Source organism: Rhizobium sp. rho-13.1 (assembly GCF_007000305.1).
Taxonomy (GTDB): Bacteria; Pseudomonadota; Alphaproteobacteria; order Rhizobiales; family Rhizobiaceae; genus Rhizobium; species Rhizobium rhododendri.
Genome location: NZ_SCFL01000008.1, coordinates 35,745 through 49,583 on the forward strand (window position 1 = coordinate 35,745; position 13,839 = coordinate 49,583).

18 protein-coding genes and 2 tRNA genes are annotated in these 13,839 nt (G+C 60.5%); 15 read left to right on the forward strand and 5 right to left on the reverse strand.

Going from position 1 to position 13,839, the window contains the following annotated elements; genetic code table 11:
- Positions 1–42 precede the first annotated feature (42 nt).
- Positions 43–264, forward strand: a complete 222-nt coding sequence (locus EQW76_RS18580) for a helix-turn-helix transcriptional regulator (protein ID WP_142830324.1) — start codon at positions 43–45, stop codon at positions 262–264.
- Positions 265–351: 87 nt separating this feature from the next.
- Here the strand turns inward: EQW76_RS18580 and EQW76_RS18585 are convergent, their stop codons facing one another.
- Positions 352–1,011 (reverse strand): TetR/AcrR family transcriptional regulator, encoded by a 660-nt coding sequence (locus EQW76_RS18585; RefSeq protein WP_142830326.1) that lies wholly within the window; start codon positions 1,009–1,011, stop codon positions 352–354.
- A 151-nt stretch (positions 1,012–1,162) separates the two neighbouring features.
- Between EQW76_RS18585 and EQW76_RS18590 the strand changes: the two genes are divergently transcribed.
- The gene (locus EQW76_RS18590) at positions 1,163–2,365 is read left to right on the forward strand and encodes a multidrug effflux MFS transporter (protein ID WP_143123055.1); all 1,203 of its coding nucleotides are present in this window, start codon (positions 1,163–1,165) and stop codon (positions 2,363–2,365) included.
- A gap of 63 nt (positions 2,366–2,428) precedes the next feature.
- Here the strand turns inward: EQW76_RS18590 and EQW76_RS18595 are convergent, their stop codons facing one another.
- Complete coding sequence (locus tag EQW76_RS18595; RefSeq protein WP_142830329.1) at positions 2,429–3,475, reverse strand: NAD(P)-dependent alcohol dehydrogenase; 1,047 nt, start codon at positions 3,473–3,475, stop codon at positions 2,429–2,431.
- 345 nt (positions 3,476–3,820) lie between these two features.
- On the opposite strand from EQW76_RS18595, the gene EQW76_RS18600 reads away from it, so the two are divergent.
- The gene (locus EQW76_RS18600) at positions 3,821–4,633 is read left to right on the forward strand and encodes a glycosyltransferase family 25 protein (RefSeq protein ID WP_142830331.1); all 813 of its coding nucleotides are present in this window, start codon (positions 3,821–3,823) and stop codon (positions 4,631–4,633) included.
- Positions 4,634–4,704: 71 nt separating this feature from the next.
- Here the strand turns inward: EQW76_RS18600 and EQW76_RS18605 are convergent.
- A tRNA-Thr gene (locus EQW76_RS18605) sits at positions 4,705–4,779 on the reverse strand.
- 154 nt (positions 4,780–4,933) lie between these two features.
- Between EQW76_RS18605 and EQW76_RS29260 the strand changes: the two genes are divergently transcribed.
- The 11 genes from EQW76_RS29260 (at position 4,934) to EQW76_RS18660 (ending at position 11,301) form a co-directional block, all read left to right on the forward strand.
- A complete protein-coding gene (locus tag EQW76_RS29260; RefSeq protein WP_142830333.1) occupies positions 4,934–5,164 on the forward strand; it encodes a hypothetical protein in 231 nt (76 codons plus the stop codon).
- Between the two features lie 115 nt (positions 5,165–5,279).
- Positions 5,280–6,572 (forward strand): UDP-N-acetylglucosamine 1-carboxyvinyltransferase, encoded by a 1,293-nt coding sequence (murA, locus tag EQW76_RS18615; protein ID WP_111218947.1) that lies wholly within the window; start codon positions 5,280–5,282, stop codon positions 6,570–6,572.
- A gap of 115 nt (positions 6,573–6,687) precedes the next feature.
- Entirely contained in the window at positions 6,688–7,131 is a 444-nt protein-coding gene (locus tag EQW76_RS18620; RefSeq protein WP_111218945.1) for a DUF2948 family protein, read from the forward strand.
- A 57-nt stretch (positions 7,132–7,188) separates the two neighbouring features.
- Positions 7,189–8,487, forward strand: coding sequence for a histidinol dehydrogenase (hisD, locus tag EQW76_RS18625; protein ID WP_142830335.1), 1,299 nt, complete (start codon positions 7,189–7,191; stop codon positions 8,485–8,487).
- Between the two features lie 3 nt (positions 8,488–8,490).
- Positions 8,491–8,964 (forward strand): UPF0262 family protein, encoded by a 474-nt coding sequence (locus tag EQW76_RS18630; RefSeq protein ID WP_142830337.1) that lies wholly within the window; start codon positions 8,491–8,493, stop codon positions 8,962–8,964.
- Between the two features lie 6 nt (positions 8,965–8,970).
- Complete coding sequence (locus EQW76_RS18635; protein WP_142830339.1) at positions 8,971–9,450, forward strand: low molecular weight phosphatase family protein; 480 nt, start codon at positions 8,971–8,973, stop codon at positions 9,448–9,450.
- A gap of 118 nt (positions 9,451–9,568) precedes the next feature.
- Entirely contained in the window at positions 9,569–9,787 is a 219-nt protein-coding gene (infA, locus tag EQW76_RS18640) for a translation initiation factor IF-1 (RefSeq protein ID WP_004117876.1), read from the forward strand.
- Positions 9,788–9,840: 53 nt separating this feature from the next.
- On the forward strand, positions 9,841–10,461 hold the full coding sequence (locus EQW76_RS18645) for a Maf-like protein (protein ID WP_111218939.1): 621 nt from the start codon (positions 9,841–9,843) through the stop codon (positions 10,459–10,461).
- Positions 10,462–10,464: 3 nt separating this feature from the next.
- Positions 10,465–10,677 carry a DNA gyrase inhibitor YacG gene (gene yacG / locus EQW76_RS18650; protein ID WP_111218937.1) on the forward strand — a complete coding sequence of 71 codons (213 nt, stop codon included), beginning with the start codon at positions 10,465–10,467 and terminating at the stop codon, positions 10,675–10,677.
- A 193-nt stretch (positions 10,678–10,870) separates the two neighbouring features.
- Positions 10,871–10,946: transfer RNA gene (locus EQW76_RS18655), tRNA-Phe, on the forward strand.
- A gap of 100 nt (positions 10,947–11,046) precedes the next feature.
- On the forward strand, positions 11,047–11,301 hold the full coding sequence (locus tag EQW76_RS18660; protein WP_142830341.1) for a hypothetical protein: 255 nt from the start codon (positions 11,047–11,049) through the stop codon (positions 11,299–11,301).
- Positions 11,302–11,392: 91 nt separating this feature from the next.
- Here the strand turns inward: EQW76_RS18660 and EQW76_RS18665 are convergent, their stop codons facing one another.
- Entirely contained in the window at positions 11,393–11,803 is a 411-nt protein-coding gene (locus EQW76_RS18665; protein WP_142830343.1) for a BA14K family protein, read from the reverse strand.
- Between the two features lie 38 nt (positions 11,804–11,841).
- The gene (locus tag EQW76_RS18670) at positions 11,842–12,054 is read right to left on the reverse strand and encodes a hypothetical protein (protein WP_142830345.1); all 213 of its coding nucleotides are present in this window, start codon (positions 12,052–12,054) and stop codon (positions 11,842–11,844) included.
- A gap of 11 nt (positions 12,055–12,065) precedes the next feature.
- Between EQW76_RS18670 and EQW76_RS18675 the strand changes: the two genes are divergently transcribed.
- Positions 12,066–13,505 (forward strand): NAD-dependent succinate-semialdehyde dehydrogenase, encoded by a 1,440-nt coding sequence (locus tag EQW76_RS18675; RefSeq protein WP_142830347.1) that lies wholly within the window; start codon positions 12,066–12,068, stop codon positions 13,503–13,505.
- The last annotated feature ends 334 nt before the right edge of the window (positions 13,506–13,839 follow it).

The following is a 13,839-nucleotide window of genomic DNA, read 5'->3' on the forward strand; positions in this document are numbered from 1 at the left end:
GCCAGCGGTCGAGCACGATCACCGGCGGCGAAGGAGAACTCCATGTCCAACCCCATCCATGACACACCGTCCGCCCAGCTCGCCGATGTCGGAACGCGAATTCGCATTACGCGCGGCTCATTCGGCTACAGCGTCGACGATCTGGCCGAGACAGTTGGACTGACAGTTGACGAAATCGTCGCCATAGAGGCCGGCACCGACACTGATCCGCTCAAAATCAAGCGAATTGCATCTGCCCTGAAGATCGACTTGCCGGACGCCTGATACTTTCAGGCGCCTGATGTGACCGCGTCAATGTGACGACGATATGGGCGCCTTGTTTTCTACCCTACCTCAAGCCGGACTGCGGCCTTATGCCGGTACGGAGTAGGCGCGGAGAAATGTACGCACGGCGTTGCGGGCTGCTCGCGCCACATCTTCATCTTCGGGAATGCCGCCGAACAAGGTTGTCGTCTGCAAGTCTGCATGGATGAGCGCCAGAAATTGCCGGGCCGCGAGGTCTGCATCGTCGATATCCAGTAGACCCGCTTTGGCGATGCGCGTGAAAAGCCCAGAGACGGCCTCGGCCGGCAAGCCCGAGCCCTTTTGGCGCCACGTCGCGAACAGCTGCGGATACCGCTCGCCTTCGGATTGCAGCAGCTTGTGCATAAAACGGCCATCGCGGTTGCAGAGGCAGTTGCGCACCAACAGGGACACCAACGCAGTCATTTCCGCCTCTATGTCGGCTGGCATGTCTGGAAAGGTGGCGATCGTCGATGAAAGCGCCTCTACGGTGCGCGCCGTGATGTCTTCGACGATCGCGACAAAGAGTGCTTCCTTGTCGCGGTAGTGGTTGTAGATCGTCTGGCGCGACACACCCGCCTGCTCGGCGATTTCATCGATGCAGGCGCCGGAAAAACCTTCGCGGCAGAAAACCTCTGTTGCAGCCGTGAGAACGGAGACCCGCTTGGTCGAAAGCCCACGCCGGACGTCTGAAATGGTTTGCGGTGGTGCAGTTCGCGCATTTGTCATGATCGGAGAGTAAGTCGCATTGACGTTTTAGACAAGTCTGTCTAATTTGACACCAGTGTCCAAAATGTGACCGGCCTGTACCGCATCCGGCATCTGTTACCGCGCTTCCAGCGAAAGCGGCCCCTATCCAATTTTCGAGAGTATTCGCCCCATGACACCCTTCTTTCGCATCGCGCTGATTCTTGGCCTTTTGTCAGCAATCGGGCCTTTTGCCATCGACATGTACCTGCCGGCGCTGCCATCCATTGGCCATGACCTCGGTGCGCCGGACAATCTGGTTCAGATGAGCCTGCTTGCCTTCTTCATTCCCTTCGCTGCATTTCAACTGCTCTACGGTCCGCTGGCTGACATGTACGGCCGCAAGGCGCCACTTTATATCGGCATCGGTCTGTTTGCCGTCGCCAGCATCGGCTGCGCTCTGGCTACCAATATCGAAATGCTGATCGCCTTCCGCTTCCTTCAGGGCATCGGCGGCGCCGCCGGCATGGTGGTGCCACGGGCGGTTGTCCGCGACATGCATGTCGGTGTGGAGGCAGCGCGGCTTATGTCTCTGCTGATGCTGGTGTTCAGCATATCGCCAATCCTGGCGCCCCTGACCGGCAGCGCGGTCATTGCCTTCTTCGGCTGGCGCGGTGTCTTCTGGGCTGTGACCATCGCTGCCTTCATTGGCCTGGTCCTGCTCTCGACGCAGCTTTCCGAAACCCGCTCCAGAGAAGACCGCGCCGGCAGCAGTTTCCGCAGCGCGATGGCGGCCTATGTCTATCTGCTCGGAGATCGGACGTTCATGACGCTGTCCCTCATCGGCAGTTTCGGCATTTCCAGCTTCCTGGTCTATCTCGCCAACTCGCCCTTCGTGCTGATCAACCACGATGGACTGACACCGACCGAATACAGCTTTGCCTTCTCCGTCAACGCGGTGTCGTTCTTTGCTGTGTCGCAGCTGACGGGCCGGCTTGGCCAGCGTTATGGGCTTGTGCGTGTCATGCGCTTCGCCGTCACGGGCTTTGCTGCGTCGATGGTTGCTCTGGTCGCAGCGATGAGCCTCGGCTTCGAGCAACTTCCGGTGCTGGTCGTCCTTCTGTTCGTCGGATTTGGATTTCTCGGCCTTGTCATCCCGACGACGGCGGTGCTCGCACTCGAGGAGCATGGTGCCATCGCCGGCACGGCCTCGGCGCTGATGGGCACGCTGCAGTTCACCACCGGCGCGATTGCGATGGTGCTGGCCAGCCTGTTTGCCAACGGAACAGCCGTGCCGATGACGGTAGCCATCGCCTGCGCTGCAGTGACTGCATTCTTGCTTGCACAGCTGACGATGGGTCGACACGCCAGCGGCGTCAAAGCGGCCGCCGAATAGCAGGCTTTTAAGCGCCTTTCTGCAAATGCCCGCACGGATGTCGTGCGGGCTTTTGGCTTTCTCCTACTGGTCCATGACAATCTGCAGCTTGACGTCGCTGGGCCGGCCTTCTGCGGCGCGCTCGAAAGCCTGAATGGATTGTTCGAAGCCGAAAGTCTCGGAAATCAGCGGTTTCAGGTCCACGCGTCCGGAGCCGATCAGGGCGATGGCACGGTCGTACTGGTGCGCATAGCGGAACACTGTCTCGATCCGCACCTCTTTGGTGGTGGCGATCGAGACGTCGATGGCAACAGGTGCAACCGGCAGGCCGACGGCAACGATTGCTCCACCCGGACGTGGCAGCTCCATGATGGTCTCCCAGGCCTTCGGTGAGCCGGAGCATTCGAACACGACATCCGCTCCCCAACCGTCGGTCAACAGGTTCAACGCGTCGAGCAGCTTCGTCTCGCGGATGTTGACGGGAATGATCCCCTGATACTGCGCAGCAATATCGAGCTTCGGCTGGGCGAGATCGGCGACGATGACGCGCGAGCAGCCACCGGCAAGCGCTGCAATTGCCACCATTGTCCCGATGGGGCCGGCGCCGAGCACGACGGCGGTGTCGCCGGGTGCGATGCGCGCCTTGCTTGCGGCCTGCATGCCGACGGCGAATGGCTCGACCATGGCACCTTCGGCAAACGAGACATTGTCGGGCAGCTTGAAGGTATAATTGGCCGGGTGCACCACATAGGGCGTCAGCACGCCATGGACCGGCGGGGTTGCCCAGAAGACGACGGCGGGATCGACATTATACATGCCAAGCCGGCTGGCGCGGGAATTGGCATCGGGAATGCCCGGTTCCATGCAGACGCGATCGCCGATCTTCAGGTGGGTCACGCCGGCGCCGATCTCGACCACCGTGCCAGCTGCCTCGTGTCCCAGCACCATCGGCGCAGTGACGATGAAGCCGCCAATCCGACCGTGGGTGTAGTAGTGGACATCGGAGCCGCAGACGCCGACCGTGTGGATCTTGATCTTCACCTGTCCGGCGCCGACTTCCTGAGGCAGGTCTATGTCGCGCAAGGCCAGTTCGTGCTGGCGCTCGAGAACCAGCGCACGCATCTTCGTCATCGTCTTCTCCTCCGTTGTCGATAGGGTCGTCGCTTCTGCCGCCAGGGTAGCGGAAGGGACGACATTGGAATGTCCGTTCGAGGCGACTATAGAAAGGGAAAGCGGTTTGTTCAAACGGGCGTTTGGGTTTTGCAATCTGTACTGACAGCGACCTTGCCCGGATAACAAAATTCAATGGCTTTGAACAACAAAGTGTGAGGGTGGCGGTCTCGCCGCCAGCTTGTTATGGAGCGGCCGAGTTCTTAACTGTGCCCTGCACGAAGCCCGCCTGATCGATTCGGATGGTTGCGTGATCTGAGCGCATCCGGCTCTGTCCACTTTCATTTACGCGTACCGAGGCCATTTATGTCCACCCTGCAGCCTCTTCCGGTTTATCTCATCAATATCGCTCGGGCGAAGGAGAGACTGCAGGAAGTTTGCTCTCGCGGCCGTGAACTCGGCATCGCCATAGAGCTTGTGGAGGGCGTCGACGGGTTGTTGGTGCCAGAGGCGCAATGGGTCGACGTCGACCAGAAGCGCTTCGGTAACCGTCATGGCAGGCGTATTCTTCCGGGCGAGTACGGCTGCTACCGAAGCCACCTGCTGGCGCTACGCCAGTTTATCGCAAGCGGCAACGAGGCGGCCGTGATCATCGAGGACGATATTGCGCTTGATGGTGAATTCATTGCGAGGGCATTGGCCGCCAGCCGTGCTGTTCCCGGCGCCGACATGATCAAGCTCGTCAATCACCGCTGGAAAGGCTTTCGTTTCCACGCCCGCAGCGAACGTGGTGACACTATCGGCCGCTGCCTGTTCGGACCACAGGGGTCTACGGCTTGCTATCTGGTGACGCGGCGCGGTGCAGAGAAAATAGCCCAGTCGCTCGCGGTCATGTCCTTGCCGTGGGACGTCGCCATCGAGCGAGGGTGGGATATGGATATTTCGGTTTTTTCCAGCAAGACCAATCTCGTCGGCTTCAACAAATCACGACGCGAAACGATGATCGGCCGTCGCCGGGACTACCGCGCGGCCAAGCTGTCTGCCTGGAAGCGCCTTCCGGCCCATCTTTTCCGCACCGTCGATTTCTTCCGGCGCCTCGCCTACGTGCTCGTCCCTCGGTCTAGGGCGCAGACGCGCTGGTACCAATCCGCTGCGGTGCCGACGCAGGCAGATAGTTAGGCGCTTTCACGCGGCCATCGACGCAATGTGTCTATCTGTGATGGATGAGGCGGCAATATCGTTTGGGGAAATGGTGCTGCTATGGGGATTTGAACCCCAGGCCTCTCCCTTACCAAGGGAGTGCTCTACCCCTGAGCTATAGCAGCATCGTGGCGCAGCGGATGCGCCGTATCGGGCGAGGCGGCTATTGCCATAGCTGATCGGCAAGCGCAAGCCGCAAAATCCAATCTTCTTGAAACAAGCACGGGAAAACGTCGGCGTGGCTTTTGAAATATCGTCATCTGCGCTATCAAGGCAGACATGAACGAAGACGAACAAAGTAGTGGTGGCGGCACGAGTGCCACGGTCGCAGATGGCCCCTTGCTTAAACCGCAGCAGCCCTTGCTCAGCGAAGCGGATCGGCGGCGGGCGAGGGCGGCTGCCAAGCTGAAGGAGAATCTTTCTCGCCGCAAGCAGCAGGTGCGCGCACGCCGCGCCGGCGAGGCTGACGAGACGGATGGCCTGCCTGCCGCAAAAATGGACGAATTGTAATGATTAGGTCTTACACGCCGCAAACGAATTGAAGCGGCGACCGATTTCCTTTAAACACCACCTTCCTCTGCAAGGCATCAAGATTTCAGAAAGGCGGGTTCGCCCGTAATCGCACATGGATCGTATCAGGATTGTCGGCGGCAATGAGCTCAATGGCGTCATTCCGATTTCCGGCGCCAAGAATGCCGCATTGCCGCTGATGATTGCGTCGCTCCTGACGAGCGACACGCTGACGCTCGAAAACGTGCCTCACCTGGCCGATGTCGAACTGCTGCTGCGCATTCTCGGCAACCACGGCGTCGACGTCTCGGTCAACGGCCGGCGCGAGCGTCAGGACGACGCCTATTCCCGCACGATCCATTTCACCTGCCGGACGATCGTCGATACCACTGCCCATTACGAGCTGGTCTCGAAGATGCGCGCCAGCTTCTGGGTGCTCGGGCCGCTGCTCGCCCGCGAAGGCCAGGCACGCGTATCGCTGCCGGGCGGCTGCACCATCGGCACGCGGCCGGTCGACTTGTTTATCGAATCCCTGCAGGCGCTCGGCGCCAACATGGATATCGATGCCGGCTACATCAACGCCACTGCGCCGAAGGGCGGCCTGATCGGTGCCAAGTACACATTCCCGAAGGTATCCGTCGGCGCTACTCATGTGATGATGATGGCGGCAACGCTTGCGCGCGGCACCACGGTCATCGGCAATGCCGCCCGCGAGCCTGAGGTCGTCGATCTCGCCAACTGCCTTATCGCCATGGGCGCCAAGATTTCCGGCGCCGGCACCTCGACCATCACCATCGATGGCGTCACATCACTCTCTGGCGCCCGCCACCGCGTGCTGCCAGACCGTATCGAGACCGGCACCTATGCCATGGCGGTTGCGATGGCCGGCGGCGACGTGACGCTTGAAAATACCGATATGTCGCTGCTCGAGACGGCGCTTGAAACCTTGCGTCGCGCCGGCGCTGAGATCACGCCGACCAACAACGGCATGCGCGTGCGCCGCAATGGCGGCGGCATCCGGCCGGTCGATATCGTCACGGACCCTTTCCCGGGCTTCCCGACCGACCTGCAGGCGCAATTCATGGCGCTGATGACGCGGGCTTCCGGCACGGCGCACATCACGGAGACGATTTTCGAAAACCGCTTCATGCACGTTCAAGAGCTTGCCCGTCTCGGCGCAAGGATCTCGCTGTCCGGCCAGACGGCGAAGATCGAGGGTGTCGAGCGGCTGCGCGGGGCGCCTGTCATGGCGACGGACCTTCGTGCCTCCGTGTCGCTGGTGATTGCCGGGCTTGCCGCAGAAGGCGAAACCGTCGTTTCGCGCGTCTACCATCTCGACCGTGGCTTCGAGCGGCTGGAAGAGAAGCTGACGCGCTGCGGCGCCATCGTCGAACGGCTCAGCGAATAGGCCCTGAAAGCGTTGCCGGGAGCCGCATCTGCCGTTGCGTCCAAGCCCCAGGCACCCTATCTCGGGGTGGAACGGGCCGCCGGATGTGGCGGCTGACGATGTGGGGAACTAAGGCATGGCAGATCTGAAGCTTGTGGCGCTCGATGGCGAAGACCTGGCGGTTGTTTCTGCCCATATGCAGGACGCCGTCTTCAAGGTCGGCGACATGGCCTATGAGCCGCGCGGCCTGCAGTTTTCCCTGACGGCAAACCGCTTCGACTGGGAAAAGGCAGATGGCAAGGCCAAGGGCTATCAGCGCCATCGCGCGGCGCTCGTGTTCAAGCGGGTGCTGGCCGTGCGGACGCTGGGCATCGACCGCCGCAGGCGCGAGACGGTGCTTTCGCTTCTGGCCATTCGCTTCGAGCAGAAGGGCGAAGGGCCGGATGGCACGATCGAACTGACGCTTGCCGGCAATGCTACGCTGGCGCTCGACGTGGAATGCATCGAAGTGCAGCTGGCCGATATCGGCGGCGCATGGGAAACGGCCAAGAAACCGACGCACCCCGACGACGCCGCCTGAGTGGCAGAGACTGGTTCTTGCCGCTGCGGCGGTTTTTGAAAGCAAAGGATATCGGCATTGGCGATCTGGCTTGAGCAGGCGGCGGAAGGTTTCGAGGCGCAGTTCGCGGCATTCCTGACCACGAAGCGGGAAGTGTCCGAGGATGTGAACGCTGTCGTCCGCGATATCATCGCCGACGTTCGGGCGCGTGGCGACGTTGCGTTGATGGAATATTCCGTCCGCTTCGACGGTATCGATTTCGATGCGACGCCGATGCGGGTGACTTTTGAGGAAATCGATGCTGCCATCGCGCAGGTGCCATCGGAAGTGCTGGGCGCGCTGAAGGTTGCCGCCGTGCGCATCGAGTCGCACCATCGCCGCCAGTTGCCGCGCGATGACAGCTACGAGGACGAACTGGGTGTCGTGCTCGGCTCGCGCTGGACGGCGATCGAGGCGGTCGGCATCTATGTGCCCGGCGGTACGGCAAGCTACCCGAGTTCGGTGCTGATGAATGCCATCCCGGCCAAGGTCGCCGGTGTCGAGCGTGTCGTCATGGTGGTGCCGGCAAAGGAGGGCGTCGTCAATCCCGCCGTGCTGGCCGCTGCCCGCATGGCCGGTGTCGAGGAAATCTACCGCGTCGGCGGCGCGCAGGCAGTCGCGGCGCTCGCCTATGGCACCGAGACGATTGCGCCGGTGGCGAAAGTCACCGGGCCGGGCAACGCCTATGTGGCGGCCGCCAAGCGCCATGTGTTCGGGACTGTCGGCATCGACATGATTGCCGGTCCTTCCGAAGTGCTGGTCATTGCCGACAAGGATAACGATCCCGACTGGATCGCGGCCGACCTTCTTGCCCAGGCCGAGCACGACCGAGGCGCCCAGTCGATCCTGATTACCGATAATCCGCTGCTTGCCAAATCCGTCGAACAGGCCGTCGAGCGGCAGTTGAAGACGCTTGGTCGCGTCGAGACCGCAGCGGCGAGCTGGCGGGATTTCGGCGCCATCATCATCGTCGAGAGCCTCGAAGACGCGATCCCGCTCGCCAACCGCATCGCTGCCGAACATCTGGAGCTTGCGGTCGACGATCCCGATGCGCTGATGCTCGGTATCCGCAATGCCGGCGCCATCTTCATCGGCAAGCACACGCCTGAGGTTATCGGCGATTATGTCGGTGGCTCCAACCACGTGCTGCCGACCGCCCGCTCGGCGCGCTTTTCATCCGGCCTTTCGGTGCTTGACTTCATGAAGCGCACCTCGGTGCTGAAGCTCGGGGCCGAACAGCTCCGGGCGCTCGGGCCGGCGGCCATCGCGCTTGCCAATTCCGAAGGTCTCGATGCTCATGCCCGCTCGGTGGCGATCCGGCTCAACCTCGAAGGCTAGGCGATGGCGGCGGGCGACTTCCGGCTGACCGATGTGGTCCTCGACGATACGATCGGCCGCGCCAGCCCTGACGTCGAACACGAGCGCGCCGTTGCCATTTTCGACCTGGTCGAGGAAAATTTCTTTCAGCCGATCGGTCATGCCGGTGGGCCCTACAGCCTGAAACTGTCGTTGCTGGATTCCAAGCTCGTGCTGGATATCAGTGCCGAAGGCGAGCCCCAGGTCGCCACGCATATCCTGTCGCTGACGCCATTCCGGCGCATCGTCAAGGACTACTTCCTGGTCTGCGAGAGCTACTACGAGGCGATCCGGTCGGCAACGCCGAGCCGTATCGAGGCCATCGACATGGGTCGCCGCAGTATCCACAACGAAGGGTCGCAGACGCTGAGCGACCGCTTGAAAGGCAAGATCGACATCGACTTCAACACATCGCGACGGCTTTTCACGCTCGTCTGCGTTCTCTACTGGCGGGGTTAAGCGCCAATGGAAACGCAGGATCGCTTTCCGACGCCAAGCCATACGCCCAAGGCCTTGCTGTTCATGTGCGGGATGAATTCGATCCGCTCGCCCATGGCGGAAGCCATCGCCCGTAGCATTCTGCCATCGGGCACCTATATCATGTCGGCTGGCGTTAGGGCCGGCGAGCGGAATGCCTTCGTGGATGCGGTGCTCGACGAAATAGGCCTCGATCTCGGTCGCCACCAGCCGCAAACGCTGGAGCAGCTGGAAGACGACTTCTTCGATCTTATCATCACGCTCTCGCCGGAAGCCCACCACACGGCGCTGGAACTGACGCGGTCGCAGGCGGTCGAGGTCATCTACTGGCCAACCTTCGATCCAACGGTTATATCCGGAACGCGCGAACAGATCGTCGAAGCCTATCGTGGCGTGCGCGACCATCTGTACGGGCTGATCGACAGCCGGCTGGCCCGGCGAAATGGAATTGCCGCGCAATCGGCATGAAACAAATGCAGAAAGCCTGATCAACGAGGTTCACAAGACCGCGTCGATTGTGTAGTTTCCGCGCAAATTTTCCGGCGGCATCAGCCCCGGCGTCAAACGACAGGAAGAACCGTCTTACATGCCTAAAGAAGAAGTCCTCGAATTTCCCGGTGTCGTGACCGAATTGCTGCCGAACGCAACGTTCCGCGTCAAGCTCGAAAACGAACACGAAATCATCGCCCACACGGCGGGCCGCATGCGCAAGAACCGTATCCGCGTTCTGGCTGGCGACAAGGTTCTGGTGGAAATGACTCCCTACGATCTGACCAAGGGCCGCATCACCTACCGCTTCAAGTAGTCCGGCGGGTTCTGACGCCGGCTCCCCCGTCTTCCCGCTGACGTCGAGGTTTTATGGCGCTGAAACATTCGTTGATACTGGCTTCCGGTTCGCCGCGCCGCGTTGATCTCCTGCACCAGGCGGGCATCGAACCCGCGCGCCTCATGCCGATGGATATCGACGAGACTCCTAAAAAGGCCGAGCATCCGCGCTCGCTGGCCCGTCGTCTGTCGGCTGAAAAGGGGGAGGCTGCCTATGCCGCGCTGAAGGGCGACGTCGCATGGCAGGGAAGCTATCTTCTATCGGCCGACACGGTGGTGGCCGTCGGGCGGCGCATTTTGCCGAAGGCGGAATTCGTCGAGGAAGCATCGGCGGCGCTGCACCTGCTTTCGGGCCGCAGCCACACTGTCTATACCGGGATCTGCCTGATTACGCCTGATCGCAAGATGCGCCAGAAGGTCGTCGAGACGAAGGTCCGCTTCAAGCGGCTTTCGGGCAACGACATGGAATTCTATCTGGCCTCCGGCCAGTGGCGCGGCAAGGCAGGCGCCTATGCCATTCAGGGGCTGGCGGGCGGTTTCGTCCAGAAACTGGTCGGCTCCTACACGAATGTCGTCGGGCTGCCGCTCTACGAGACCATGCTGCTGCTTTCAGGCGAAGGATTCGACGTTCACGCCCATTGGCAGGAAGGATGATCCATGTCGGAAAACGAGATTAAGCTCGGCGCCAAGGTCGAGCCCCTGCGCAAGCCGCGCGCCTGCGCCGAATGCGGCCGGCCGTCGATGCGCGAACATTATCCCTTCTGTTCGGACCGCTGCCGCGAGATGGACCTGTCGCGCTGGCTGAGCGGTTCCTATGCCATTCCGGTTGCCGACGACGAGACAAAGGCTGACTACGAGGACGAGGAATAGTCACAAACCTGTCGGAAACGAACGGCAAGGCATTGAGGACGTTCGACAATTACCGGTCTTGCATTTCCTGTCGAAAAAGTAGCGATTGATGCTGGACATGGCCGAACAAGATGTTATAACGCCCACGCTTCCGGGGAAAACCAAGCTCCCCAAGCCTCCAAGCGAGGCAAATCCTTCGGGATGAAGCAGGTATGCCCGGATAGCTCAGTTGGTAGAGCAGCGGATTGAAAATCCGCGTGTCGGTGGTTCAAATCCGCCTCCGGGCACCATCAAATTTCTCAATAAATTTGGACGATTCTACCGCGATAAATTTATGTTTAGAGCGTTTTTGGCGGACGTGTTATTCAGTCTATTTCAAAGGATTGATTCATGACGCCAAAAGAAGATGCCATCGCGGGCTTGAATATGTTGAAAGCCGCTATCCGTGGTCACTTGGAAGAAAAGCCGCAGGGCGCAACAAATACCGACATGGCGAATGCGTTGGATTTGCAGTCCCATTCCTCCCTTGTCGACGGTAAAGAGACGGGCAAAAATTTCCTGTCTCATGCGGTTCTTGGTTTAATGGTACGAGATGGTGAAGTCCTAAAAATTGGGAAGCGCTATTTCCACCTGCGCTACGCTTAGTACGCGTCTACTTGTATTTAAACACAAAAAACCGCCCGCAACTCTCGTCACGGGCGGCCTAACATCACACAAACTCAATCGAACCGATAGCTTACCGGCACTGCACCCGTGGGCCGCTGTTCGGCTGATACGTGTTGTCCGAAGCGCGGTATGTTCTGTAGCGGTTGGCGCAGGACTGGGCATGGGAGCTGCCGTTCGAGCGGGAGCCGGCAACGATGCCGCCGATGATGGCGCCGGCTGCGAGGCCGCCAATGATGGCGCCCGTGTTGTTGTGGCGACGGTAGCCGCGGTCATAGCGGCGATCATGGCCGCGGCCGCGATAGTAATTGCGCCGATCGCCGTTTCGGCGTCCATGGTGCCTGTACTCGCTGTATTGCACGTTCACGACATCCGAATTCTGGATCGTGGCTACCGGCGCAGCGGATACGGGGAATGCTTCGGCAGGCGTGATGGCGGTGAATGCCGTCATCAGCGACACCGCGATAATTGCTAGTCTTTTCATGTTCTCGCTCCTTTTGTGAGACGAATATGGCGCTTCTTCTAATGAAATCCAGAGTTGTTCGCGTTTTCGTGATCCTCGGCTGGTGCCGCCAGTGGCAGGACCAGTGGCTGGACCAGTGGCTGGAATTGTGCCGTCGTTGACACCATGTACAGCGCTCCCATAAAAGCATTATCGATCGACGCCGGTCGGTTGGAGGCTTGTCGCACCGCCGCTTCCTGCGGCATCTGCTGAAAGCCGGCCTGATCATCCAAAGAGGTTCCCCATGCATACCTATCCCGACGTCAAACTCTTCATCGATGGCGAATGGCGCGATGCGCTTTCGAAGAAGACGATCCCTGTCAGCGACCCCGCGACCGGCCAGACCATCGGGCAGATCGCCCATGCGGAGCGCGCCGATCTGGATCTTGCGCTGGCGGCGGCCGACAAGGGCTTCAAGGTCTGGCGCGATACATCTGCCTTCGAGCGCTCGAAGATCATGCGTCGTGCGGCCGATCTCCTGCGCGAGCGCAAGGACATGATCGCCTGGGTGATGACGCGTGAACAGGGCAAGCCGTTGGCGCAGTCGTTGGCGGAAACGCTCGGGGCTGCCGATACCATCGACTGGTTTGCCGAAGAGGCGCGCCGCACTTATGGCCAGATCATCCCGGCGCGCCACACCGGCGTGCTGCAGATGACGATCAAGCAGCCGGTCGGCCCGGTTGCGGCCTTCACGCCCTGGAATTTCCCCATCAATCAGATCGTCCGTAAGCTGTCGGCAGCGGTTGCGACCGGGTGTTCGATCATCATCAAGGCGCCCGAGGAGACGCCGGCCTCGCCGGCCGAGTTGATCCGCGCCTTTGCCGACGCGGGCATGCCGGCCGGAGTCGTCAACCTCGTCTATGGCGTGCCGGCAGAGATCTCCGAATATCTCATCCCGCACCCCGTCATCCGCAAGATCTCGTTTACCGGCTCCACCCCCATCGGCAAACAACTGGCCTCGCTTGCCGGCCTGCACATGAAGCGGGCGACGATGGAACTCGGCGGGCACGCGCCGGCAATCGTCTTCGATGACGCCGATATCGCCAAGGCCATCGAAGTGTCGTCGCTGGCGAAGTTCCGCAATGCCGGCCAGGTCTGCGTCGCGCCGACGCGTTTCCTCGTGCAGAACGGCGTGATGGACCAGTTCACTGATGGGTTTGTTGCCGCCGCCAAGGCGATCAAGGTCGGCAACGGGCTCGAGGCAGACGTGCAGATGGGGCCGCTTGCCAACGAGCGGCGGATCCCGGCGCTGGAAGCGCTGATCAACGATGCCGTGTCGCAGGGCGCGACGCTGCGCACCGGCGGCCGCAGGATCGGCAACGAAGGCAATTTCTTCGAGCCGACCGTCATCACCGACGTGCCCATCCATGCGCGCATCATGAACGAGGAGCCCTTCGGTCCCGTCGCCATCATCAATCGTTTCGCGACTGTCGACGATGCGATCACCGAGGCAAACCGCCTGCCGTTCGGGCTTGCCTCGTATGCTTTCACAACGTCAGTCGGCACGGTGCATGCGCTGGGACAGCGGATGGAAGCAGGCATGCTGACCATCAACCACAACGGCCTTTCCATTCCGGAAGTGCCGTTCGGCGGCATGAAGGATTCCGGCTATGGCACGGAAGGCGGCTCAGAGGCGGTGGATTCCTATCTGGAAACGCGCCTCATCTCCCAGATGAACGCCTGATAACAAACGGGCTCTGTGGAAAAAAATCGGACGGCATGTGGCAATTTTGCCGTCCGCTATCGGTGCCACTCGCATTGATTGTTATGAAATCAATGGCTTGGTACCGGTTTTATGGCGCATATCGCTTGAGTACCATACACTCACATCCGCCACTTCAGGTATATTCGCATTCATTATTACGCAACCCTGAGCATCTTTATCATTAAATCGGTGACTTGGGATTGCCTCGGATATTGCTGCATTGCCGAATCAAGCGTAGCATTTGATTCACGGTCGCATTTCACTTTCATAGAAACGTCACCGAAATATGAATACAGCGGATTGTTATCCAGCT

Excerpts from the sequence above, each read along its gene's own strand:
- EQW76_RS18630 (WP_142830337.1), top strand. The coding sequence starts at position 8,491 with ATGGCGGCGGGCGACTTCCGGCTGACCGATGTGGTCCTCGACGATACG.
- EQW76_RS18665 (WP_142830343.1), bottom strand. The coding sequence starts at position 11,803 with ATGAAAAGACTAGCAATTATCGCGGTGTCGCTGATGACGGCATTCACC.
- murA (WP_111218947.1), top strand. The coding sequence starts at position 5,280 with ATGGATCGTATCAGGATTGTCGGCGGCAATGAGCTCAATGGCGTCATT.
- infA (WP_004117876.1), top strand. The coding sequence starts at position 9,569 with ATGCCTAAAGAAGAAGTCCTCGAATTTCCCGGTGTCGTGACCGAATTG.
- EQW76_RS18620 (WP_111218945.1), top strand. The coding sequence starts at position 6,688 with ATGGCAGATCTGAAGCTTGTGGCGCTCGATGGCGAAGACCTGGCGGTT.
- EQW76_RS18600 (WP_142830331.1), top strand. The coding sequence starts at position 3,821 with ATGTCCACCCTGCAGCCTCTTCCGGTTTATCTCATCAATATCGCTCGG.
- EQW76_RS18635 (WP_142830339.1), top strand. The coding sequence starts at position 8,971 with ATGGAAACGCAGGATCGCTTTCCGACGCCAAGCCATACGCCCAAGGCC.
- EQW76_RS18645 (WP_111218939.1), top strand. The coding sequence starts at position 9,841 with ATGGCGCTGAAACATTCGTTGATACTGGCTTCCGGTTCGCCGCGCCGC.
- EQW76_RS18675 (WP_142830347.1), top strand. The coding sequence starts at position 12,066 with ATGCATACCTATCCCGACGTCAAACTCTTCATCGATGGCGAATGGCGC.
- EQW76_RS29260 (WP_142830333.1), top strand. The coding sequence starts at position 4,934 with ATGAACGAAGACGAACAAAGTAGTGGTGGCGGCACGAGTGCCACGGTC.
- EQW76_RS18660 (WP_142830341.1), top strand. The coding sequence starts at position 11,047 with ATGACGCCAAAAGAAGATGCCATCGCGGGCTTGAATATGTTGAAAGCC.
- EQW76_RS18580 (WP_142830324.1), top strand. The coding sequence starts at position 43 with ATGTCCAACCCCATCCATGACACACCGTCCGCCCAGCTCGCCGATGTC.
- EQW76_RS18595 (WP_142830329.1), bottom strand. The coding sequence starts at position 3,475 with ATGACGAAGATGCGTGCGCTGGTTCTCGAGCGCCAGCACGAACTGGCC.
- yacG (WP_111218937.1), top strand. The coding sequence starts at position 10,465 with ATGTCGGAAAACGAGATTAAGCTCGGCGCCAAGGTCGAGCCCCTGCGC.
- EQW76_RS18585 (WP_142830326.1), bottom strand. The coding sequence starts at position 1,011 with ATGACAAATGCGCGAACTGCACCACCGCAAACCATTTCAGACGTCCGG.
- EQW76_RS18590 (WP_143123055.1), top strand. The coding sequence starts at position 1,163 with ATGACACCCTTCTTTCGCATCGCGCTGATTCTTGGCCTTTTGTCAGCA.